Origin of the sequence: Nonomuraea typhae (genome assembly GCF_009760925.1) — a bacterium.
GTDB classification, from domain to species: Bacteria; Actinomycetota; Actinomycetes; order Streptosporangiales; family Streptosporangiaceae; genus Nonomuraea; species Nonomuraea typhae.
The window spans coordinates 605,907-628,254 of record NZ_VRLV01000006.1 but is presented as its reverse complement, the minus strand read 5'-3'; the positions used below and the strand labels follow the sequence as shown (position 1 = coordinate 628,254).

15 protein-coding genes are annotated in these 22,348 nt (G+C 73.0%); 8 read left to right on the top strand and 7 right to left on the bottom strand.

Annotation, left to right across the window (positions count from 1 at the left end):
• Nucleotides 1-3 precede the first annotated feature (3 nt).
• Entirely contained in the window at nucleotides 4-1,605 is a 1,602-nt protein-coding gene (locus FVE25_RS25750; protein WP_157249592.1) for a WD40 repeat domain-containing protein, read from the top strand.
• A 1-nt stretch (nucleotide 1,606) separates the two neighbouring features.
• A complete protein-coding gene (locus FVE25_RS25745; RefSeq protein WP_157249591.1) occupies nucleotides 1,607-3,538 on the top strand; it encodes a serine/threonine protein kinase in 1,932 nt (643 codons plus the stop codon).
• Between the two features lie 295 nt (nucleotides 3,539-3,833).
• Here FVE25_RS25745 and FVE25_RS25740 read toward each other — a convergent pair whose 3' ends face one another.
• From FVE25_RS25740 to FVE25_RS25730, 3 genes are read right to left on the bottom strand one after another with little or no spacing between them, the layout of a single operon-like run.
• Entirely contained in the window at nucleotides 3,834-4,496 is a 663-nt protein-coding gene (locus FVE25_RS25740) for a response regulator transcription factor (protein WP_157249590.1), read from the bottom strand.
• Nucleotides 4,493-5,812: a sensor histidine kinase gene (locus FVE25_RS25735; protein WP_219825629.1), complete on the bottom strand. Its 1,320-nt coding sequence runs from the start codon at nucleotides 5,810-5,812 to the stop codon at nucleotides 4,493-4,495. Before FVE25_RS25735 ends, FVE25_RS25740 begins: the two co-directional genes overlap by 4 nt.
• 39 nt (nucleotides 5,813-5,851) lie before the next feature.
• Entirely contained in the window at nucleotides 5,852-6,151 is a 300-nt protein-coding gene (locus FVE25_RS25730; RefSeq protein ID WP_157249588.1) for a hypothetical protein, read from the bottom strand.
• A 159-nt stretch (nucleotides 6,152-6,310) separates the two neighbouring features.
• Here FVE25_RS25730 and FVE25_RS25725 point away from each other — a divergent pair, with 159 nt between their 5' ends.
• The 4 genes from FVE25_RS25725 to FVE25_RS25710 are packed head-to-tail and all read left to right on the top strand — an operon-like array spanning nucleotide 6,311 to nucleotide 11,613.
• Nucleotides 6,311-7,450: an ATP-grasp domain-containing protein gene (locus FVE25_RS25725; RefSeq protein ID WP_157249587.1), complete on the top strand. Its 1,140-nt coding sequence runs from the start codon at nucleotides 6,311-6,313 to the stop codon at nucleotides 7,448-7,450.
• Complete coding sequence (locus FVE25_RS25720; RefSeq protein ID WP_246267426.1) at nucleotides 7,432-8,871, top strand: IucA/IucC family protein; 1,440 nt, start codon at nucleotides 7,432-7,434, stop codon at nucleotides 8,869-8,871. The genes FVE25_RS25725 and FVE25_RS25720 overlap by 19 nt, the downstream gene beginning before the upstream one ends.
• A 1-nt stretch (nucleotide 8,872) precedes the next feature.
• A complete protein-coding gene (locus tag FVE25_RS25715; RefSeq protein WP_157249586.1) occupies nucleotides 8,873-10,420 on the top strand; it encodes an IucA/IucC family protein in 1,548 nt (515 codons plus the stop codon).
• Complete coding sequence (locus FVE25_RS25710; RefSeq protein WP_246267424.1) at nucleotides 10,417-11,613, top strand: type III PLP-dependent enzyme domain-containing protein; 1,197 nt, start codon at nucleotides 10,417-10,419, stop codon at nucleotides 11,611-11,613. The genes FVE25_RS25715 and FVE25_RS25710 overlap by 4 nt, the downstream gene beginning before the upstream one ends.
• Here FVE25_RS25710 and FVE25_RS25705 read toward each other — a convergent pair.
• The 3 genes from FVE25_RS25705 to FVE25_RS25695 form a co-directional block, all read right to left on the bottom strand.
• The gene (locus FVE25_RS25705) at nucleotides 11,600-14,863 is read right to left on the bottom strand and encodes an ATP-dependent helicase (protein ID WP_157249585.1); all 3,264 of its coding nucleotides are present in this window, start codon (nucleotides 14,861-14,863) and stop codon (nucleotides 11,600-11,602) included. The genes FVE25_RS25710 and FVE25_RS25705 overlap by 14 nt on opposite strands.
• Entirely contained in the window at nucleotides 14,857-18,195 is a 3,339-nt protein-coding gene (locus FVE25_RS25700; RefSeq protein ID WP_157249584.1) for an ATP-dependent helicase, read from the bottom strand. Before FVE25_RS25700 ends, FVE25_RS25705 begins: the two co-directional genes overlap by 7 nt.
• Nucleotides 18,196-18,384: 189 nt before the next feature.
• Nucleotides 18,385-18,939, bottom strand: coding sequence for a TetR/AcrR family transcriptional regulator (locus FVE25_RS25695; RefSeq protein WP_157249583.1), 555 nt, complete (start codon nucleotides 18,937-18,939; stop codon nucleotides 18,385-18,387).
• Between the two features lie 85 nt (nucleotides 18,940-19,024).
• On the opposite strand from FVE25_RS25695, the gene FVE25_RS25690 reads away from it, so the two are divergent.
• Nucleotides 19,025-19,759 (top strand): SDR family NAD(P)-dependent oxidoreductase, encoded by a 735-nt coding sequence (locus FVE25_RS25690; RefSeq protein WP_219825628.1) that lies wholly within the window; start codon nucleotides 19,025-19,027, stop codon nucleotides 19,757-19,759.
• 397 nt (nucleotides 19,760-20,156) lie between these two features.
• On the opposite strand, the gene FVE25_RS25685 is transcribed toward FVE25_RS25690, so the two are convergent.
• A complete protein-coding gene (locus FVE25_RS25685) occupies nucleotides 20,157-20,987 on the bottom strand; it encodes a nitroreductase/quinone reductase family protein (RefSeq protein WP_157249582.1) in 831 nt (276 codons plus the stop codon).
• 221 nt (nucleotides 20,988-21,208) lie between these two features.
• Between FVE25_RS25685 and FVE25_RS25680 the strand changes: the two genes are divergently transcribed.
• Nucleotides 21,209-22,189, top strand: coding sequence for a GlxA family transcriptional regulator (locus FVE25_RS25680; protein ID WP_157249581.1), 981 nt, complete (start codon nucleotides 21,209-21,211; stop codon nucleotides 22,187-22,189).
• Nucleotides 22,190-22,348 lie beyond the last annotated feature (159 nt).

Sequence of the window (22,348 nt, the reverse complement as noted above, 5' to 3'; positions counted from 1 at the left end):
GGCATGGACTCCGGCATCCTGGTCACCGACCGGGCGGAGGGGCCGACTCTGGCCGAGGCGGTGCGGTCGGGCGGCGCGCTGGCGCCCAACGCCACCTACCGCCTCGCGCTCGCCGTGCTGACCGCGCTCGCCTCCGTCCACCGCACCGGAGGCCGCCACGGCGACCTGGGCCCGCACACGGTCGTGCTCGGCGAGGACGGCCCGCACGTGCTGCGCGGCCTGCCCGGCGGGGAGGGCGGCCAGGCCGACGACATGTTCGCCTGGGCCGCACTGATCGCCTTCGCCGCGACCGGCCAGGACCCCTTCGGCGCGGTGGACAAACGCCGCAGGTACGGCGCGGCCGACCTGGGCGCCCTGCAAGGGGAACTGCGTGAGCTGGTGGCCGACTGCCTGGCGGAGGAGCCGGTGCATCGTCCCAGGGCGGAGGAGGCGCTGTTACGGCTGCTCGGCCACTCCGGCGCGCTGGAGACCGTGCTGCCCGACACGCCCCAGCCGGTCCGGCGGCGGCCGGCCGGCCTGCTGCTGACGGCCGGCGGCCTGGTCATCGTGCTGGCCTTCGGCGCGCTCGGCTACCTGCTGACGCCCAGGACCATCAGCGCGGCGGCGGGCACCACCCCCGTCTCCTCCGGCCCGCCCAAGGCCGCCGCGGCCACGCCGCCGCCGCTGGCCGCCCCGACGGGCAAGGTGACCCTGCCCAACGGCGCCGGCACGCTCTTCGAGCAACCGGGCGACCAGGTCCGCGTCACCGCCTACTCGGTCCAGGACAAGAACGGCGATTCGACGTCGTACGCGCGCACCCCCGACGGCTCGGCCTTCGTGCGGACCGGCGGCGACAACATCTTCACGCCCATCTCCCCCGACAACCGGTGGATGGCCACGGTCAACGAGCTGCACATCCTGTCCGAGGAGCGGCTGGACGTGCAGTTCACCGACCGGGCCACCGGGGAGAAGTTCACCGTCCCGACCGTCACCAACCCGCGCTGGGGCGTCTCGCCCCTGTGGTCGGCCGACAGCAAGACGCTGCTGCTGACGATGATGGAGCGTGACGCCCAGGTGGAGGACGCGTTCGTGCGCGGCTTCATCCTCATCGACGTCGAACGGCGCAGCGCCCGCGTCGTGGAGACCTTCAACGCCGAGGACGTCGCCGTCTTCCGCAAGCAGAAGCCGGACGAGCGCCGGGCGTACTTCTACCGCTGGGCGCCGGGCGGCCAGATCGCCTCCGGGTACAAGGGGTGGGACTTCCAGGGCATCCGCTTCTTCGACCAGGCCGGCAAGGTCGTGCGCACGCTGCACTGGGTCGGCCAGCCGATCGGCCAGTCGTTCTTCTCGCCCTCCGGCAAGTACTTCGTCACCAGCAGTTGCTCGCGCAAGGTGGTCGCGACCTGCGTCTGGGACACCGAGACGGGCAAGCGCTTCGCCACCGTGCAGGCCGTCCCCGGCTACTTCTACAGCTGGTACGACGAGAGCCACCTGGTCGTCGGCCGGGTGGCGGGGACGACGGTGACCATCGAGGTGGCCGACCTCACGGGCAAGGTGCTGCGGAAGCTGGCGGAGCTCGAGACCAAGAAGGACGGGCGCGCGGACGTCCGGTTCAACAGGAGCTGACGTGATCACCCCTGACCGCATCGGCGGCTTCCGGATCCTCGGCACGCTGGGGTCGGGCGGCCAGGGCGTGGTGCACCTCGGCGAGTCGCCGGATGGCGAGAAGGTCGCCATCAAGGTGCTGCACCGGGTCTCCGGCCCGGAGGCCGCCGCGCGGTTCCTGCGCGAGGCGCGGGTGCTGCCGGAGGTGGCCTCGTTCTGCACCGCCCAGGTGCTGGGCACCGGCAGCGAGGACGGCGTGCCGTACATCGTGAGCGAGTACATCGACGGGCCGACGCTGCAGGCGGGCGTGCGGGAGCGGGGCCCGATCGCCGGGCGGGAGCTGCGCAGGCTCGCGGTCGGGACCATCACCGCGCTGGCGGCCATCCACCGCGCGGGGGTCGTGCACCGGGACTTCAAGCCGGCCAACGTGCTGCTGAGCCGGGAGGGGCCGCGGGTCATCGACTTCGGCATCGCCCGCGCGGCGGCGGGCGAGACGACGATCGGCGGCGCGGTGGGCACGCCCGCGTACATGGCGCCGGAGCAGTTCGAGAACGAGTCGGCGGACACCTCGGCCGACCTGTTCGCGTGGGCGGCGACGATCGTCTTCGCGGCGACCGGGCGGGCGCCGTTCGGCCAGGACTCGGTGCCGGCCATCCTGCGGCGGCTGACGACGGAGGAGCCCGACCTCGGCGGCCTGGAAGGCGACCTGCGGGAGATCGTGGCGGGCTGCCTGGCCAAGGATCCGGGCGCGCGGCCGCGGGCCAGCCAGGTGCTGCTGCGGCTGCTCGGGCACCCGCCCGTGCCGGACCCGCCCTCCCGGCCGGTGCGGGGCGGGCCGACGGTGCCCACGAGGCGGCGCACCGACTCGGTTTCCGAGGGGGTGCTGCGCCAGGGCCTGGAGGAGTCGCGCCGGCCCCGCCGCGGGCGCGCCGCCCTCGTCGTGGGTACGGCACTGGCCCTGGCCGTGGCGATCACCGGCGGCGTCCTGCTGACCCGGCAGCAGCCGGAGAAGGCGGCCGCGCCCACCACTCCGGCTCCTGCCGGGCCGGTCGTGCGGCCGGCGCCCGTGCTCAGCGGGCCCCCGGCGGCGGACGTCATCGAGATGGCCGTGCCGGAGCTGAAGGCCACCTTCTACGAGAGCCCGCGGGACCCGGTCCGGCTGTCGTCCTTCACGGTCAAGGAGGAGGACCTGCGCCAGCCGTCGTATGTCAGGAAGCCCGAGACGACGGAGTTCCTGCGCCTGCCGGTGTACCGCGAGCCGATCATCGCGCCGGACGGCAAGCTGGTGGCCTCGGTCTACCAGTCTCCGAAGTACGCGCCGGACGAGAACAACACCGTGGAGTTCACCGACCGGTCACTGGCGACCGTCTTCACGGTGCCGACCGTGGAGCCGCCGCTGGTGGTCAAGCGGCCGATCTGGAACCGGGAGTCGTCGAAGGTGCTGGTGACCGTCACCGACACCGACGGCAAGGGCACCGGCTTCGCCGTGGTGGACCTGGCCACGCGCACCTCCCGCTACGTCGAGGTGAGCGGGCTGACCAAGGAGTCGGTCTTCGGCTGGGCGCCGGACGGCTCGGTCTATCTGCTGCTGGGCGGGCCGGTGCGGTTCTACTCCCCCGACGGGCGGCTCCAGCGCACGGTCGCCGGGATACGGTCGGGCGCGGACCAGCCGGCGGCGGTCAACGGGTCGCTGATGGCCGGCGGGTGCGCGGGCCCGGCGTCGGCCGTCTGCGTGATCGACTACGAGAAGGACCGGAAGGTCGGCGAGTTCCCGCTGGCGGCCAAGCATGCGTTCTGGGGCTGGTACAACCGGGATCATCTACTGATCTACAACTACAGCGCGAGCCCGTGGCGGGTGGACATCGTGGATCTTTCGGGCAAGCGGGTGCGGCGGTTCGCCTCCCTGCAGGGGGACAAGGACACGTTCTGGCGCTTGTACTGGATGGGCGGCTGAGCCCGGCGCGGGGTACGGCGCCGGGCTCAGGACCTGCCGTGGTCAGCGGGCGAAGGCCACGATGTTGTCGCGGTAGCTGCCCTTCTCGCGGTCGAAGACGCCGCCGCAGGTGATCAGGCGCCGCGGTCCAGGCCCTTGACCTTGAAGAAGACCGCGGGGCCGGTCTTGGAGTCCGTACCGGATCGGCGGCCTGGGCGCCGGTCCACGTGCCTCCAGCGCCCGTGTCCACCCCCCCTCGGCCAGCCGTCGTCATCGTCGTCGTCGGCCTGGACGTGGGACGTCCGTGAGGCCGCCGTTAGAGGGCTTTCATCCGGTACCCCGTGCCGCGCAGCGTCTCGATCCGCTCGGCGCCGATCTTCTTGCGCAGGTAGCGCACGTAGACGTCGACCACGTTGGAGCCGGGGTCGAAGTCGAAGCCCCACACGTGGCTGAGCAGCTGCTCGCGGGTGAGCACCTGGTCGGGGTGGCGGCAGAACACCTCGGCCAGCGCGAACTCGCGCGCCGACAACTCCACGACCAGCCCGCCGACGTGGGCCCGGCGGCTGCGCAGGTCGAGGGAGAGGTCGCCCACGCGCAGCACGGTCACCTCGGGCGTGCGCTCGGCGCGCAGCCGCAGGCGCACGCGGGCCAGGAGTTCCTCGAAGGCGAAGGGCTTGGGGATGTAGTCGTCGGCGCCGCCCTCGAGCCCGGCGACGGTGTCGGCCACGCTGTCGCGGGCGGTCAGGATGATGACGGGCAGCGTCACCCTGGCCTGCCGCAGCCTGCGCAGCACGGTGAAGCCGTCGCTCAGCGGCAGCCCGATGTCGAGCACCATGAGGTCGAACTCGCCGCCGCGGGCGTATTCGAAGGCGGCCTCGCCGTCCTCCACGACCGTGGTGACGAAGCCGTTGCCGCGCAGCCCCTTTTCGAGGAACGCGGCGATCCTGGCCTCGTCTTCGGCGATGAGTATCCGGTTCAACCCGTGACCTCCAGTTCGATGATGAATCGGGCGCCGTCCTCCACCCAGACCCGGCCGCCGTGGGCCTCGGCGATGGAGCTGACGATGGCCAGGCCCAGCCCGGCGCCCTGGTGGGAACGGCTGCCCGCGCGGACGAACCGCTGGAAGATGCGCTCGCGGTCCTCCGGCCGCACGCCGGGGCCGCCGTCGCGCACCCAGAGCCGGACCTTGTCGCCGTCCACCGCCGAGCCCGCGGCCACGAGCGCGCCCTCGGGCGTGTGCCGTACAGCGTTGGCGGCGAGCTGCATGAGCGCCTGGGTGAGCCGCTGCCGGTCGGCCACGATCCTGGCCTCGGCCACCTCGTCCACCCGCCAGTCGCGCTCGCCCAGCGCCCTGGCCTTGGCGATGACGCTGACGGTCAGGTCGGCCAGCTCCACCTCCTCCAGCGACAGGAAGCCGGGCTGCTCCGACTTGGCCAGCGTGAGCAGGTCGTCGACGATCCGGTTCATGCGGTTGAGCTCGTCGGTGACCAGCGCGAGCGTCTCCTCGCGCTCGGCCGGGTCGTCGCCCATGAGCTCCAGGTGGCCGCGGATGACGGTGATCGGGGTGCGCAGCTCGTGCCCGGCGTCGTCCACGAACTCCCGCTGCACCTCGAAGGCGCGCTGCAGCCGGTCGAGCATGTGGTTGAAGGTGCGGGCCAGCGCGGCCACGTCGTCGTTGCCGACCACCTCCAGGCGCCTGGTCAGGTCGCTGGAGTCGCCGATGCGCTCGGCGGCCTGCCGTACCATCCGGACCGGCGCGAGCACGCGGCCGGCCACGAACCAGCCCGCCGCGCCGGCCAGCGCCAGGGCGGCCAGCGAGGTCAGGGCGAGCACGCGCACGGCGTCCACGACCTCCTGGCGGTGCTGGGAGTACTGGATGGCCATGACGAAGTGGCCCTGGCGCGGGTCGCCCTTGACCTTGACCGGGATGGAGGCCCAGCGGACCTCGCCCTGGCGGGTGGGCCAGGCGCCGTCCTCGGGTTGCTCGGCCTCGGCCACCCGGGCGACCAGCGCGGCGTCCTCGTCGAGGGTGACGGGCGAGTGGCCGATGCCCTTGCGGTGCGGCTGGCCGTCCACGACCGTGAAGAACCACTCCCAGCGGTCGGCCACGTTGACCTGGAGGTAGCCGATGAACAGCTGGTCGAGGTCGGTGGCCGGGCGTTTGGCGGCATAGGTGCGCAGTTCGCCGGCCTCGTGCTCGAACTCGGTGGCGATCCGCTCCTCCACCCGCGCCTGCAGGACCTCCCACGCGGCGAAGATGGACAGGCCGAGCGCCAAGCTGACGACCGCGAGCATCCAGCCTACGATCCGGGCTCTCGCGCTCACCTTGCCTGCTCAGTCGTCGTCATCGTCATCATCATCCCCGCCGCCGCCCCTGGTCGGCGAAGGGGGTGGCACCGGGTCGGCCTTGGTCTTCTTCCTGGTCGGGGTGGGTGTCGGCGTCGCGCGCTCCTTCGCCGGCGACGGCGCCGGGGTCGCGCGCCGCTCCGACGGCGTGACCACCGCCGAGGGGGTGACGATGATCTCGCCGCCCAGCTCGGGTTCGGCCGCGCCCGCCCTGACCACCATGGTCATGGCCAGCGCGGCGAGCACCGCGCCGACCGCGGCGCCCACGAGTGTGGTCTTGCGGGTCATGACAGGACCGTAGGCTCGGCCGAGGAGAGGTCGGTGAGACGACGATGAGAAGACTCTCATTTACCGACCGATTACCCTGTCCGTGCAGCGAGGTGATCGTCCCGGCACTATCATCGCCGAGTTAGGTTAGCCTTACCTGATGCCCGGGGGTGCCCTGCTTTGCGGCTCTATCTGACCGCGCTCAAGCCGACGGACTCGGTGACCGACGGCTTCCTGCCCGCGGCCCGGGCGCTCGGCTGCGCGGTCACGATCCTCACCGACCGGCCCGACCGGCACCCGGACGCGGTCGGCTGCGACGTGCGCGACCCGCGCGCGCTCATCGACGCCATCGCCCATCTCGGCCGCCCGGACGCGATCTTCACCAACTCCGACCACCTCCAGGCCGAGACCGCCCTGGCCGCCGACTACTTCGGCCTGCCCGGCAAGGACTGGCGGGCGTGCCTGGCGGCCAAGAACAAGTACCTCACCCGCCGCCGGCTGGCCGAGGCGGGCGTGGAGGAGGTGTTCTCGGTACGGCTGGCCCCCGGCGACCCGGTTCCCGACGGCCTGCCGTACCCCTTGGTGGTCAAGCCCCGCGAAGGGGTGGCCAGCGAGGACGTGATGCTGGTGGAGAAGGACCTCGGCGCCGCGGTCGAGCGGGTACGGCGGGCGCGGCCGGGCGAGGCGGTGGTCGTGGAGGAGTATCTCGACGGCCCCCTGCGCACGCTGGAGACGCTGGGCGACGGGAACGAGCTGCGCGTGCTCGGCGGGTTCGCCACGACGCTGGGCCCGTTGCCGCACTTCGTCGAGGAGCGGCTGGACTGGGCGCCGGGCGGGCCGCACGAGCACGTCCTGGCGGCCCTGCGGGCGCTGGGGGCCGGGTTCGGCGCCTGTCACACCGAGTACGTGGAGACGGCGCGCGGGCCGCGCATCGTCGAGGTGAACTACCGGGTGATCGGCGACCACTGCGACTTCCTGCTGGCCGACATCGTGGACGTGCCGGTCTTCGAGTGGATTCTGCGGGTGCACCTCGGCGAGCCCGTGCCCGCCGGGCCGCTGGGGACGGGGTACGGCACGGCGGTCAGCCTCGTCGCCGACCGGTCGGGGACGATCACGTCGGCGCCCGGAGCCGAGGAACGCGCCGAAGGCGACGTCCGGCTCTGGCACCGGCCGCTGCGCGCCGCCGGGGACCACGTGGTGCAGACCCACACCAACCGCGACTATCTCGGCGTGATCCGGGCCGTGGGGCCGGACCGGGCCCGGGTGGAGGCGGCGGTCGCGGCCTACCGAGCGGAGCGGCCGTGGGTGATCTCGGCGTGACTCCGGGCGCCACCGAGGCCAGGCTGGCCGCCAGGGTGCTGGACGCGCTGCTGCGCGAGGACTACGGCGGCCTGTCGCGGCGGGTGAGCAGGACGCGCGAGGGCGTGCGGCTGACGCTGGCCGGCGGCATGGTCGTGCGGCTGGTGCCCGGCGTGCTCTACCAGGACTTCGTGGTGGCGCCCGAGGAGCGGCTGCGGCTGGCGCAGGTGCTCGGCACGCTGGCCGAGATCGCCGATCCGGCCGACGCCGAGGGGGTGGCCGCCTTCGCCGGCGAGTGCGCCGCAGCGCTGGCGGCCGGGGAACTGCACGCGGCGCACGCCGAGCGGGTGCTGGCCGCCGGCCCGTCCTACGAGACGCTCGCGGCGTTCGTGGACCATCCGGTCTACCCGACGTCCCGGGCGCGGGTCGGCATGGGCGCCGCGGACCTGCTCGCCTACGCGCCCGAGTTCGGGCCCGCGTTCGCGCTGCGCTGGGTCGCGGTGCCCGGATACGACGAGCCGTTTCCCGTGCACCCGCTCACCCTGGCCGAGGCGCTGAAGGCGGACGGGGTGCGCGAGGTCGAGGGGCCGGAGACGATCGTGCGGCCGACGCTGTCGATGCGCACGGTCGAACTCGACGCCCGCACCCACCTCAAGCTGCCGCTGCCCATCAGCACGCTGGGCGTGCGCAACCGGCGCTCGATCAAGCCGGGCACGCTGCGCGACGGCGCCCTGGCCGAGCTGCTGGTGCGCGAACTGGCCGACCCGGACGTCCTGGTCGCCGACGAGCAGAGCTGGGCGCACGCCGGCCACGAGTACCTCGCCTGGATGATCCGCAGGCTGCCCGAGGGCACGATCGTGCCGGTCGCCGCCCTCACCGCGCCGACCGTGCTCGGCCGGCTCGGCGACGTCATCCCCGCATACCTGCGGATCCTGCTGCGCTGGAACGTGCGGCTGTTCGTCCGGCACGGCGTGGCGCTGGAGGCGCACCAGCAGAACCTGGCCCTCGTGTTCACCGCGTCCGGCATGAAGCTTCTGGTCAAGGACAACGACGGGCTGCTGGCCTCGCCGTCCAGGCTGCGCGCCGCCGGGCTCGAGGTGCCGGACTTCACCGACGAGCGCATGCTCACCGACGACCCCCACGCGCTGGCCGACGTGTTCGTGACGATCACGCTGCACCTGGCCGCCGCCGCGGTCGCGTTCGGGGCGCTGCCGCACGAACGCGCCGCCCGGCTGCTGCGCGACACCCTCGCCGACGCTCTGGACGAGCACGGCGACGACCCCATGGCCCGGCTGCTGCGCGCCAGGACGCTCGACGCGGCCCGGCTCACCGGGAAATCGATGATCATCGCGGGCACGCTCGTGGCCAAGGAGCGCAGCGGCGCCCGCGACGTCAACAAGTACTACGGCGCCAGCGGCCCCAACTACCTGAGGAGAGCGTGACGTGGAAAGCCTGGTCCTCGACTCCGTCACCGCGGCGGTGCCGCCGGCCGAGGATGCGACCCTGGCGGCGCTGCTGCGCTGCTGCGTGCGCGAGGTGGCGGGGCCGCGCGGGCTGGTGTGGCCGGCGCCGCCGTACCTGCTGCTGCGGGTGGGCGGGACGTTGCTGCGGGCCCGCACGCGCGGTGGCGCCGCGCTGCGCTTCACCTCGCCGCCCGAGCGGCTCGAGCGCGGCGTCTGGGTGCCGCTGACCTCCGCGGAGCTGGTACGGCTGGCGGCGGCCGACCTCAGCCCGGGCGGCGTGAACGGCGAGTTCGCCGGGCAGGTGGCGGCCAGCAGGGAGGCCCTGGAGGCGATCCTGCGGGCGCGGGCCGGCGCGACGCCGCCCGCGGACCCGTGGCTGGCTTCCGAGCAGGCGCTGGTGTACGGGCATCCGTTCCATCCGAGCCCGAAGGCGCGCGGGGGGCGGGACTGGCTGGCCTACGCGCCCGAGGCGCATGCGCGCTTCCCGGTCCGGCTGCTGGGGGTGCGGAAGGACGTGCTGGCCGAGGAAGGGGCGGCCGGGGTGCTGGACGCGCTGGGCGAGGCGCCTGCGGGGTTCGCGGTCCTGCCGGCGCATCCGTGGCAGTTGTCCCTGCTGAAGCCGGTTTACGATGACCGGCTGGTGGATCTGGGGCCGGGGCCGGTGGTGGTGCCCACCTCGTCGGTGCGGACGGTGTATTCGCCGGATCTGGGGGTGTGCCTGAAGTTCTCGTTGGATGTCCGGATCACGAATTGTGTACGGAAGAACGCCTGGTATGAGCTGTCGGGGGCGGTGGAGTTGAACCAGCGCCTCGAACCGATTTTCCAGGATATTGCCCGGAAATATCCGGCGACGCGCTGGCTGCCCGAGCCCGGCTACCGCTCGGCCGGCCTCGGCACCCGCCTCCTCGAGGGGCTCGGCGTCATCGTGCGCTCCAGCCCGTGGTCGGTCACCTCGCCCGGGATCACGCCGGTGCTGGCCGGCGCCCTCTCCGCCGAGGGCGTCCAGGCCGCCGACCCCCTCGCCTGGTGGGAGTCCTACGTCGCGACCGTGGTGCCGCCGGTGCTGGAGGCGTACTTCCGGCACGGGGTCGTCCTGGAGCCGCACCTGCAGAACGTGCTCATCGGGCTGGACGCCGCCGGGATGCCCGCCGAGGTGATCTTCCGTGACCTGGAGGGCACCAAACTGGTCACCGGACGGCACGACCTGACCGGGGTGCCCGCCCGGGTCGCCGACGCCCTGTCCTACGACGCCGAACGCGGGTGGGCGCGGGTCGCGTACTGCCTGCTGGTCAACCACCTCACCGAGGTCGCCGCCAGCGTGGCCCCCGACGAGGCCACCCTGGCCCGCCTGTGGCGCGCGGCCGCCGCGGTCATCGCCGGGGCGGCCGCCGACCTGGGCAACCCGCTCCCCCTGTCGGACCTGCTGGCCGGGGCGCCGCTGCCCGCCAAGGCCAACCTGTCGGTCCGCTGGGCCAGAGCCGCCGACCGCTCCGCCGGGTACGTCCCGATCGCGAACCCGCTCGCATGACGGCCCTCCGGAGGGGCGGCGACGCGGACGTCGGCCGTACGGGCGGTGACGCGGACGCCCGGCGCATGGGCGGTGACGCGGACGCCCGGCGCATGGGCGGTGACGCGGACGCCCGGCGCATGGGCGGTGATCCTGAGCGCCTGGCCGTGGCGGCCGCCGGGCGGCCCGCCTACGTGTACGACCTGCCCGGCCTGGACGCGCACGCCGCCGCCGTACGGCAGGCGTTGCCGGGCGTCGAGCTGTACTACGCGGTCAAGGCCAACCCCGACCCCGAACTGCTGCGCGTCCTGGAACCCCATGTGGACGGCTTCGAGGTCTCCTCCGGAGGCGAACACGCCCACGTCGCCGCCCTGTTCCCGGGCAAGCCGCTGGCCCTGGGCGGCCCGGGCAAGACCGACGCCGAGCTGCTCCTGCCCGCGTACCGCCTGCACGTGGAGTCGCCCGGCGAACTGCGCCGCCTCCTGTCCACGGGCCGCCGCGCCGACGTGCTGCTGCGGGTCAACCCCGACCTCCCCGTCTCGGGCGCCGCCCTGACGATGAGCGGCCCCTTCGGGATGGACGACGACGACGTGCGCGCCTGCCTGCCGCTCTTCGACGACCGGGTACGGCTGCGCGGCCGTCACTACCACCTGGCCAGCGGCCTGGACGCGGACCAGCTCCTGGGCCTGGCGGAATCCCTCCTGGCCACCGACCCCCACGAGGTGAACCTGGGCGGCGGCATGGCGGTGGACTACCGGGATCCGGGGGCCCGCTTCGACTGGGCCGCGTACGGCGCCGGGCTGGCGCGGCTGCGCCGTACCGGGCAGGTGGTCCGCATCGAACCGGGCCGCGCGCTGACGGCCTACTGCGGCTACTACGTCACCCAGGTCGTGGATGTGAAGCGGGTGCGCGGCGCGGCCTACGCCATCCTGCTAGGTGGCACCCACCACCTGCGCACCCCTGTGACGAAAGGCCACGACCAGCCCTTTACGGTGCTCCCCACCGGCACCGGCCAGGCCCTCCACGACGAGCCGGTCACCTTGGTAGGCCAGCTCTGCACCCCCAAGGATGTCTTCGCCCGAAACGTCACGACGTCACTGCGCGCCGGCGACACCGTGATCTTCGCCATGGCCGGCGCCTACGCCTGGAACATCTCCCACCACGACTTCCTCATGCATCCCCCGCCGGCCTTCCGCTACCTCACGAACGCCTAGGCACGGCCTCGATCAAGGCGATCAGACCCGTTTCGTCCAGGAGGTTCACCGGGCGGACGGTCTCGTTGGAGCGGACGTAGTGGAAGGCGGCGCCCACCTGCTCGACCGGCACCCTGGCCAGGTGTGACCAGGCCAGGCGGTAGGCGGCCAGCTGGACCGCGGCGGCCTTGGCGGCCTTGCCCTTGGGGCGGGTGCCGGTTTTCCAGTCGACGACCTCGTACCTGCCGTCCGGGAGCTCGAAGACGGCGTCCATGCGGCCGCGCACCACGCGGTCGGCAATCAGGGTTTCGAAGGGGACCTCCAGGTCCAGGGGCTTGCGGCCGGCCCACTCGCTCTCCTCGAAGCGTTCCTGGAGCTCGGCCAGGCGCACGTCCGCCTCCTCCTCCACGATGTCCAGGCCCGGCAGCTCGAAGTCGTCGATCAGGCGCTGCTGGTCCCAGCGGGTCTCCAGCCAGCGGTGGAAGGAGGTTCCCCGCCTGGCCAGCGGGGCGGGTTTGACGGGGACCGGGCGGCGGATCCTGCGGGCCAGTTCCTTGGCGTCGGTGGCCAGCGTGACCAGGGAGGAGACGGTCAGCCTGGCCGGGAGGTCGACCGTGGTTCCGGCGTTCTTGCGGTAGGTCTCGCGCTCGCGCAGCAGCAGGTCGGTGTCGCGGTCCCAGGCGCGCACGCGTTCCTCCTCGAACGAGCGCAGGTGGTCGTCCCCCTCCTCCTCCAGGGTTCCGGCCAGCGCGTCCTCCACCAGGCGGGCGCCGTCCAGCACCGCTTCGTACCGGTCGCCTTCCGGCGTCACCGGCCAGACCGCCTCGGCCGGTTCGTCCAGCAGCGGGTTGGTGGCCCCCTCCGCCAGGTCGCCGGCCCAGTAGGCGACGCGGTCGCTGGTGTCGCGGATCTCCAGGAGGAAGTCCGACGGCTCCAGCGGCTTGGTGGCGCTGCCCCAGCGGTAGCCGGAGGCGATCAGGTGGTAGTGGGCGCGGGTGACCGCCACGTAGGCCAGGCGGCGTTCCTCCATCAGGTCGCGGTCGCGGCAGCGCTCGTCGAAGGCGGCCAGTTCCTCCTTCGACAGGCCGCCCAGCCCGGGCAGGTCCGCCGCGTCACCGCGCAAGGGGTACGGGAGCTTGCGCGGGTTGTCCGTCCACCGGCTGTTGGTGACCGGGGTGGCGGGGAACATGCTGCCGGTGGCGATCGTGCCCTTCGAGCTGATCAGCTGCGACAGGCCGGGCACCACCACGACCGGCCACTCCAGGCCCTTGGAGGCGTGCACGGTCATCAGCTTGACGCTGTTGCTCTCGCCCACCCGGCCCGCCTCCAGGCCGAACTCCTCGCTCTCCGCCGCCTCCAGATAGGCCAGGAAGGCGCCCAGCGTCGGGTCCTCGGCGTCCCCGGCGAAGCGGGAGGCGGCGTCGAGGAAGGCGTCCAGGTCGGCGCGGGCGGCGAAGGCGCTCACGGTGCCGCCTCTGGCCGCCACCTCGATGTCGAGGCCGAGCCGCCGTTCGACCTCGGTGATCAGGTCGGGCAGCGGCTGGGCGGTGTGGGCGCGCAACTGGCGCAGCTCGTGGGCGAGGGCCACCAGGCGGGTCCTGGCCAGCGGGGAGAACGACGCCAGCCACGCCTCGCGGTCGGGCAGCTCGTCCAGCGCGTCGATGAGGCTGCCGCGTTCCTCGGCCAGGTCGGCGACGACCTGGTTGAGCGGGTCCTTGTCGAGCTGCACGCCTTCCCTGGCCTCGCGGGTCAGCTCGCGGGCGTGCTCGCCCAGCTGGCGCAGGTCCGCGGGGCCGATCCGCCAGCGCGGGCCCGCCATGAGCCGGGCCAGGGCGTCGCCCGCGGTGGGGTCGTAGAGGGCGCGCAGGGTGGCCACGATGTCGTTGACCTCGGGGACCGTCAGGAGGCCGCCCAGGCCGACGACCTCGACCGGGATGTCCCTGGCCTCCAGGGCGCGGCGCAGCGCGGGGAACTGCGAGCGCTTGCGGGCCAGGATTGCCACGTCCTGGGGCTGGAGTTCCAGGGTCTTCTTGCGTTCCTTCTCGCCCCAGGGCAGGCCGTCGGGGGCGATCTCCTGGCCCAGGATCTTCTTGATGCCCTCGGCGATCCACTCCGCCTCGTCCTCGGCGGTCTCGTGGAAGGCGCAGGTGACCCGGCCGCGGTCCTTGCGGTTGGCGCCGGGGACGAGGACGGGGACCTCTCTGGCTTCCATGCGCAGCGGGATCTGGACGCGGGCGGCCACGTCGAGGACGCGGTCGCCGTTGCGGAAGCTGACGCTGAGCTGGCGGACTGGGGCGTGGTCGCCGGAACTTGTCCGGAAATCTTGGGAAAAGCGGCGGAGGTTGCCTGCCGAGGCGCCGCGCCAGCCGTAGATGGACTGGCAGGGGTCGCCCACCGCCGTGACCGGATGGCCGCCGCCGTACAGGCTTCTGAGCAGGACGAGCTGGGCGTGACTGGTGTCCTGGTACTCATCCAGCAGGACCACCGAGAAGCGGCCGCGCTCGATCTCGCCCACCTCGGGGTGCCGCTCGGCGATCCGGGCGGCCAGCGACATCTGGTCGCCGTAGTCGATGACCTCCCGGGCGCGCTTCAGCCGCTCGTACGCCTCCACCAGGGGAAGCAGCTGCTCCCTCGCCCGCTGCACGGAGACCGGCTTGCGCTGGGCCAGCGTCGTCTTGGCCGGGAGCCTGCCGTACCGCTCGTCCAGCCACTCCCCCACGCGGCGCACGTCGCCGCCCGCGCGCAGGTGCTCCGACAGCTCGCCCGCGAGCTCCAGCACCGCCGCCGTGACCGACGGCGGGCCCAGCTCGATCTTGTCCATCGGCCCGTCGTACATCGCCACCACCCGCGAGGCGAGCTGCCATGAGACCGCCGGCGTGACCAGGCGCATCGTCGGCTCCAGCGCCTCGCGCAGCGCGTGGTCGGTCACCAGGCGCGCGGCGTAGGCGTGGTAGGTGGAGACGGTCGGCTCGTCGTCCAGCAGCGACGGCGCCACCAGGCCCGCCTCGGCCAGGCCGTTGAGGCGCTCGCGCACGCGATTGGCCAGCTCGGCGGCGGCCTTGCGGGTGAAGGTGAGACCGAGCACGTTCTCCGGCCGGACCAGGCCGTTGGCCACCAGCCAGACCACCCGCCCGGCCATGGTCTCGCTCTTGCCGGAACCGGCGCCCGCCATGACGACCATCGGCTCCAGCGGGGCCTCGATCACCACCGCCTGCTCAGGCGTCGGCGGCAGGACGCCCAGTTTGTCGGCCAGCTCTACCGGACTCAGCACACCTGGCCCCCGTTGTCGTTGACCGGGCAACTCGCCTTCGCCGCGCACGTGCGGCAGCCGTCGTTCACCTTCGCCTGGAAGAACGGGCCGGACATGCCGGTCGCCACCGTGTCCACCAGATCCTTGGCCCAGCCGGGGTCCCGGTCGTCGGCCAGGGCGGGCTGCCCCTGCTCCAGGGCGTCGTTCTTGCCGCCCGCCTTGCCCACTTGCAGGAGCGCGGCGCCGCCCGGCTCGGTCATGCCGTGCCGCGCGAAGGCGCCCAGCAGGGCGGCGAGCTGGTAGACGCCGAGCTGCGGGTGGCGGTCGAGCTCGCCCGCCTTGGGCTTGCTGGAGCCGGTCTTGAGGTCGATGATGACCGCCCGGCCGTCCGCGTCCCGCTCGACCCGGTCCACCCGGCCCTTGATCTGCACGCCCTCGGCCACGATCGCGGTGAACGACTCCTCCAGCGCAACCAGCTCCCTCGGGTTTTCCTTGTGCCAGCGCAGGAACTTGGCGATCATCTGCTCGGCCACCTGGCGCTGCTTGCGGTTGAACCAGACGCCGCCGAAGTCCAGCTCGCCCCAGATCTCGTCCAGGCGGCGGCCCAGGAGATCCTCGCTGGGCAGGTCCGTCGCGGCCAGGACCGCCAGCGCGTGGATGACGTTGCCCAGGCCCTGGGCGGTGCTCGTCCCCGCGGCGCCGACGGCCGTCTCCAGCAGCCAGCGCAGGCCGCACTTGGTGAAGCTCTCCACCGCCGACGGCGAGATGCGCACGACGTCGTCCGGCCAGCCGAGCGGCCGGTCGTCGGAGATCGGGGTCAGGGCGTACCAGTCGTTGGGATGGGCGCCCTGCACACCCGCCGCCGCCAGCCGCGCCAGGTGCCGGGCGGCCTTCTGCCGTACCTTCTGCGGCCGGGTCGCGTCGGTCACCGCGCTGCGCAGGTCGGCCACCAGCGCGGACATGCTCAGCCACCGCGCCCGGTCGTCCACCGTCGCCGTCTCCACCGCGCCCGGCATCAGCTCGGCCAGGAACCGCGAGGGCCGCTCGTCGGTGTCCTCGCCGCCGACCGCCGTCACCACCAGCTTTTTCCGCGCCCGAGTGGCGGCCACGTAGAACAGCCGCCGCTCCTCGGCCACCAGCTTCGACACCAGCGAAGCCGTGTTCGGCTGCCCGCCCTGGGCCAGCTCCACCAGGTCCTCCACGCCCAGCATCGAACCGCGCAGCCGCAGATCCGGCCAGACGCCCTCCTGGACGCCGGCCACCACCACGACGTCCCACTCCAGCCCCTTGGAGCGGTGGGCCGTCAGAATGCGTACGGCATCGCCGTCCGGAGCCCGCTCGGCCAGCGTGTCCCCCGGGATCTCCTGGGAGGCGATGTCGTCCAGGAACACCTCGGCCCCGGCCCTCGGCATCCGATCCACGAACCGGGCCGCGTGGTCGAACAACGCCACCACGGCATCCAGGTCACGATCGGCCTGCGCGCCACGGGCGCCGCCGGACAGGCTCTGCTCGGTCCAGCGCTCGGCCAGGCCGCTGCTGTGCCAGATGGCCCACAGCACCTCCTCGGCGGTGCCCTGACCGGCGACCGCCTCCTTGGCCGCCTGCAGCAGCTTGGCCACCCGCTCGGCGGGCAGGGCGACGTGGGGCTCGACCCGGGTCAGCTCCCGCACGTCCTTGATCGCCGCGACGAGCAGCTCCCCCGAGGAGCGGACGGTGGTCTCAGGTCTGGTGTACGGCCCGGCGTCGCCGGTGCCGGTGCCCGGGTGGGCTTCGTCCTCCGGAGGGTCCGCGGATGCGGCCTCGTTCTCGGCGATCTTGAGCGCCCGGCGCAGGCGGCGCACGCCGATCATGTCGGTGCCGCCCAGCGGCCCGGTGAGCAGTTCCTCGGCCACGGACTCGTCCAGCTCACCCGGGTACAGCGCCACGCGGAGCATCGTGAGCAGGGGCCGGACGCCGGGTTCCTGGGCGATCGGGACCTCGTCCCCCGCCACCATCGTGGGCACGCCCGCGCTCACCAGGGCCCGCCGCAGCAGCGGCACCTGCCGGGTGGCCGAGCGGACGAGCACGGCCATCCGGTGCCAGGGCACGCCGTCGATCAGGTGGGCCCGGCGCAGGGTGTCGGCCACGACGGCCGCCTCCTGGCTGGTGGAGTCGGCCAGCAGCACCCGCGCCTCACCGGGTTCCGCGTCGTCGAGCGGCACCAGGTCACGGTGTCCCCACGCCTTGGGCTCCCGGGGAGCGGCCGGCCGGGCGCCGTCGCGAGGAGCCTCCGGCGCAGGGAGGTCGCTCTCGTTGACCAGGTCGTCGGCGGGCCCGCCGGCCAGCAGCGTTTCGAAGTCCAGATCCGGCTCACGCTCCGGCTCCGGTGGCGCCTCGAAGAGGGCGGTGAGGTGCGGGGTGGGGGCGGCGGGCAGGCGGGCGGCGACCCTGCGGGAGGCGGTGAGCAGGTCGGCGCCGCTGCGGCGGCACACGCGCAGCGCGATCACCGGGGCGTCGCGGCCGTCGAGGGTGCGGAAGCGCTGCGGGAAGCGCATGATGCCCTGGACGTCGGCGCCGCGGAAGCCGTAGATGGACTGGTCGGGGTCGCCGACGGCGACGAGGTCGCGGCCGTCGCCGGCCAGGTGCTGAAGCAGGTGCTCCTGGGCGGGGTCGGTGTCCTGGTACTCGTCGACGAAGACGACGTCGTAGGCGGCCCGTTCGCGCCGCCGTACCTCGGGGTCGGACAGGAGCGCGGCGGCGGCCTTGATGAGCTCGGCGTAGTCCAGGACGGGCTCGGGGTCGAGGTCGAACCGCTCTTGGTAGCGCAGCGAGAACCTGCCCGCGGCCACCCAGTCGGCGCGGCCGTGCTGGTAGCCGAGGTCGACGAGGCGGGCGGCGTCGAGGCCGCGTTCGCCCGCGCGGGACAGGAAGTCGCGCAGTTCCTCGGCGAAGCCGCGGGTCTTCAGCGGCTCGCGCAGGGACTGCGGCCAGTCGCGGGCGCCGTCCTCGAGCTCGCCGTGGAGCAGGCGGCGGATCTCCAGCAGTTGCTCGGGGCCGCTGAGCAGGCGGGGTGGTTCCTTCGCCGACTGGACGGCCTCGCGGCGCAGCAGCGCGTAGGCGTAGCTGTGGAAGGTGAGGGCCAGCGGGGTGCGGGTGGTGCGCCGCAACCGGCCGGTGATGCGCTCGCGCAGCTCGCCGGCGGCCTTCCGGCTGAACGTGAGGACCAGGACGCGCTCGGGGTCGAGGCCGCGGCGTTCGATCCGGTCGACGACGGTCTCGACGACGGTCGTGGTCTTGCCGGTGCCGGGGCCGGCCAGCACGAGGAGCGGGCCCCCGGGGTGGTCGACCACGGCACGCTGGTACGCGTCGAGCACAGGAGCCGCAACCGGCCCTCCGCCCCCACGTCGCACCAACCGCCAGGTCTTACCACTCACAGCACTAGATTCCACCAGACCACAGGGGTAGATCGTGCCGCCTTGACCGTTCTCCCCGCTCTCCCGGCCCGTCCGGCGGAGTCAGGCCACGCTACCGGTGCATGTCGCGAATATCCCGCCAACGCGCCGCTAACCGGGGAACAACCCCGTGAGCAGCCCGTCGAAACCGGCCTTGAGCTCGGCGGGAGTGCGCCCGCGGTGGCTGACCAGGTTCGCGGTCAGCGGAGCGAGCAGGGCGTCGGCGGTGAAGGCGGCGTCGGCCTCGGGGCGCGCCTGGCCGATCAGCAGGGCCAGGTGCCGGTGGTATGCCTCATAGGCGCCGCCGAAGCGCGCGTACGGCCCGGCGGTCTCGGCCATGAGCAGCAGGTCGAGCTGGGCGAACGTGCGGTCGGTCAGCGCGTGCAGAAAGGCGCGCACCCGCTCGCCGGGCGGCGCGCCGGGCCCGAGCGGCGGCGGCCCGGCCAGAAATGCCTCCTGGAACTCGCGTTCCTTGGCGTCGATGAGCGCGTAGGCCAGCCCGGACCGGTCGCCGAAGCGCCGGTACAGCGTGCCGACCCCGACCCCGGAGGCGGCCGCGACGTCGGCCATGGCCAGGCCGTCGATGCCCCGGGTGGCGACGATGCCGGCCGCCACGGCGAGGATCTTCGCCCGGTTCCTGGCGGCGTCGGCCCGTTCGCGCGTCACGGGCCAACACTATCGACCCCTTGCTAACCGGAACCAATTCCGCTTACTCTCAAACGGAATTGATTCCGCTTATGGGAGGATCATCATGCTGTACGGCAAGGCCGCCCTCGTCACCGGCGGCAGCAGGGGCATCGGCGCCGCCATCGCCCGCGCGCTGGCCGGAGCGGGCGCCGACGTGGCGATCACCTACGCCAGCGCCGAAACCCGGGCCCGCGAGGTGGTGGCCGCGATCGAGACCGCCGGCCCGCGCGGCACCGCCATCCAGGCCGAGGCCGCCGACGAGCACGCGCTGCGCGCCGCCGTGGACCACACCGTACGGACACTGGGCCGCCTGGACATCCTGGTGAACAACGCCGGCATCGCCCCCTACGGCCCACTGGAGGAGATCACGCTGGAGGAAGTGGACCGGACGCTGGCGGTGCACGCCCGCGCCGCGTTCCTGCTGGCCCAGGCGGCGGTGCCGTACATGAAGGAGGGCGGGCGGATCGTCACGATCGGCAGCAGCCTCGCCGAGCGGGTCCCGTACGCGGGATGGACGTTGTACGCGATGAGCAAGTCGGCGCTGATCGGGCTCACCAAAGGGCTCGCCCGCGACCTGGGGCCGCTGGACATCACCGCCAACCTCGTCCATCCCGGCTCCACGGACACCGAGATGAACCCCGCCGACGGGCCCGACGCCGACTCCGAGCGCTCCTACACCGCGCTGGGCCGCTACGCGCACCCGGACGACATCGCCGCCACCGTCCTGCACCTGGCCGGGCCGGGCGGACGCAACATCACCGGCGCCGCCCTCACCGTGGACGCCGGGACCACCGCGTGAACCCGGCGTACGCCGCCGGATCCGCCCCCGGCCGGGAGGTACCGGGTGACGGCCGACTCCTTCATCGCCACCGGTGGTGACGGGTTTCAACGGGCACCGATCGGGTGGAGAAGGGCCGCGACATCGAGGTCTTCGAATCCCACATCCGGGCGAACACCCCGCTGCCGGTGCCCGCTCTGGGCCGGATCACCCGCGTGAACCGGGTCTCGGGAGCCACACTCCCGAGACCCACGTTCGCCACACCGGTCCCTCGTCACGCCGGCCCCTTGCTACGCGGGTCCCTCGCTACGCGGGCCCCTCGCTACGCCGGTCCTTCGCCACACCGGCCCCTTGTCACGCGGGCCCCTTGCTACGCCGGTCCTTCGCCACACCGGTCCCTTGCTAGGCGGGCCCCTTGCTACGCAGGGTCGAGGAGGGGGATGAGCTGCTCCTCCTCGTAGTCGAGGTGCCGCTCCACCTCCTCGGCCAGGCGTTCCACCTCGGCCAGTGCCTCCGCCGGGTCGGCGGAGGGGGCCGAGACGACCTCCTGCAGCCGTTCCAGCAGCACGGCCACCCGCTCGTGCTCGGCACGCAGCCGGTCCATCACCTCGGCCAGTTCGGGATGCTGCGCCGAGACCGCGGGAAACAGCCCCGCGTCCTCGTGCGTGTGATGCACGTGCAGTCCCTGGCACAGGGTGAGGCAGTTGACCCGCAACTGCGCCCCCAGCCCCGGCCCGGAGGCCGCGACCTCCTTGCGGATCAGGGTGAGCTCCCGGCGGAAGGCGTCGTGGATCATCCTGAGCGCCTCGCCGAAGGACCTGCCCGGCGGCGGCCCGCCGTCGATGCCCTTGAGCGAGATCACAGGGATCACCCGTGACGTCCTGGCCTGGTAGTCAGCCCAGCCCGGGTCGGCCTCGACCGCCCGCGCCCAGGCCGCGGCGCGTTCCTCGCCCTCCAGGGCGGTGGCCTGCGCCTCGTAGGTGAAGATCCCGTCCTCGACTGTGACGACGGGGTTGGCCAGCAGGTTGTGGTACCACGCCGGATGGCGGGGCGCCCCGTTGGCCGAGGCGATCACCAGCACCTGCGCTCCCCCGTCGGGCAGGTACCCGAGCGGGACGGTGTGCCGGTCTCCCGACCGCGCCCCCGTCGTGGTGAGAAGCAGCAGCCGGGCGCCTTCGAAGGGGGCGCCTACCTGTCCCCTGTTGGCTCGGAACTCTTCAATGATCTTCGTGTTGAAGTCGAACGACATTCTTCTCCATGGATTTCATGAGCTTTCATCGGCAAAGGCGAGCTGAAACAGCTGGAACGCGGCGGGCCACGCGCCCGCCGACCGCTCACGCCTTGGCCGGGTACCCCACTCGCTCATGGCCCATGGCCGACCCGGCAGTCACGCAGGACACTCTACATGCGTCCGGATATGACAGAACCCCGTCATTGCCGTCATAGCCCCTGACCAGCCACGATAGGCACATGTCCACAAACCGCCGCATCGTCATCGCGGTCTTCCCCGATGTCGACCTCCTCGACGTCACCGGCCCGGCCGAGGTCTTCGCGCTGGCCAACCGGGAGACCGGCGGTGAGGCGGGCTACCAGGTGCAGCTCGCCGGCCGTACGCCCGGGACGGTCACCACGTCGGCGGGCGTACGGCTGGTCGCGGACCTCACCTTCGCCGAGGTCAGCGGCGTGCTGGACACGCTGCTGATCCCCGGCGCCGTGGACCTGGGCCCGGCGGGGCCGCTCGCCCGGATCGACCAGGACGTGGTGACCTGGCTGAAGGACGCCGCGCCCCTCGCCCGGCGGGTGGCGTCGGTGTGCGTGGGCGCGCACCTGCTGGCCGCGGCCGGGCTGCTGGACGGCAAGACGGCCACCACCCACTGGTCCACCGCCGCGCAACTGGCGGCCGAGCACCCGGCGGTCACCGTCGATCCCGACCCGATCTTCGTCCGGTGCGGGAACGTCTGGACAGGGGCGGGCATCAGCGCCTGCATGGATCTCGCGCTCGCGCTGGTGGCCGAGGACCTCGGAGAGGAGGTCGCCCTGGCGGTGGCCCGGCAGTTGGTGATGTACCTGAAGCGCCAGGGCGGGCAGAGCCAATTCTCCGTCCCCCTCAGCCGGCCGCCCGCCGCCCGGCGGGACATCGACGACCTGCGCATGTACATCGCCGACCACCTGGACGGCGACCTGTCCGCGCGTGCGCTCGCGACGCGCATGTGCCTGAGCGAACGCCACTTCGCCCGGGTCTTCCGCCAGGAGACCGGCACCACGCCTGCCGCCTACGTCGAAGCCGCCCGCGTCGAAACGGCCCGCCGCCTGCTGGAGAGCACCGACCAGCCCCTTGACCAGGTCGCCGCCGCCTGCGGGCTCGGCTCGGTGGAAACCCTCCACCGGGCGCTCCGCAAGCAGATCGGCACCACCCCCGCGGCCTACCGCCGCCGCTTCCGCACCACCTGACAACCCATTCCGAGGGGTACGGCACCGCCGCACCCGCTGTTTGACCTGCCAAAACGTTTCACCCGGTGGTTAAAACGTTTCAACTGCCACGTGAAACCTTCACCCGGCCTCAAGGCATCCGCGTGGCCTTGCAGCGCCGCCCGGGCCAACAGCGTCCAG

Excerpts from the sequence above, each read along its gene's own strand:
- FVE25_RS25750 (WP_157249592.1), top strand. The coding sequence starts at position 4 with ATGGACTCCGGCATCCTGGTCACCGACCGGGCGGAGGGGCCGACTCTG.
- FVE25_RS25735 (WP_219825629.1), bottom strand. The coding sequence starts at position 5,812 with ATGCTCGCGGTCGTCAGCTTGGCGCTCGGCCTGTCCATCTTCGCCGCG.
- FVE25_RS25730 (WP_157249588.1), bottom strand. The coding sequence starts at position 6,151 with ATGACCCGCAAGACCACACTCGTGGGCGCCGCGGTCGGCGCGGTGCTC.
- FVE25_RS25710 (WP_246267424.1), top strand. The coding sequence starts at position 10,417 with ATGACGGCCCTCCGGAGGGGCGGCGACGCGGACGTCGGCCGTACGGGC.
- FVE25_RS25690 (WP_219825628.1), top strand. The coding sequence starts at position 19,025 with ATGCTGTACGGCAAGGCCGCCCTCGTCACCGGCGGCAGCAGGGGCATC.
- FVE25_RS25685 (WP_157249582.1), bottom strand. The coding sequence starts at position 20,987 with ATGTCGTTCGACTTCAACACGAAGATCATTGAAGAGTTCCGAGCCAAC.
- FVE25_RS25680 (WP_157249581.1), top strand. The coding sequence starts at position 21,209 with ATGTCCACAAACCGCCGCATCGTCATCGCGGTCTTCCCCGATGTCGAC.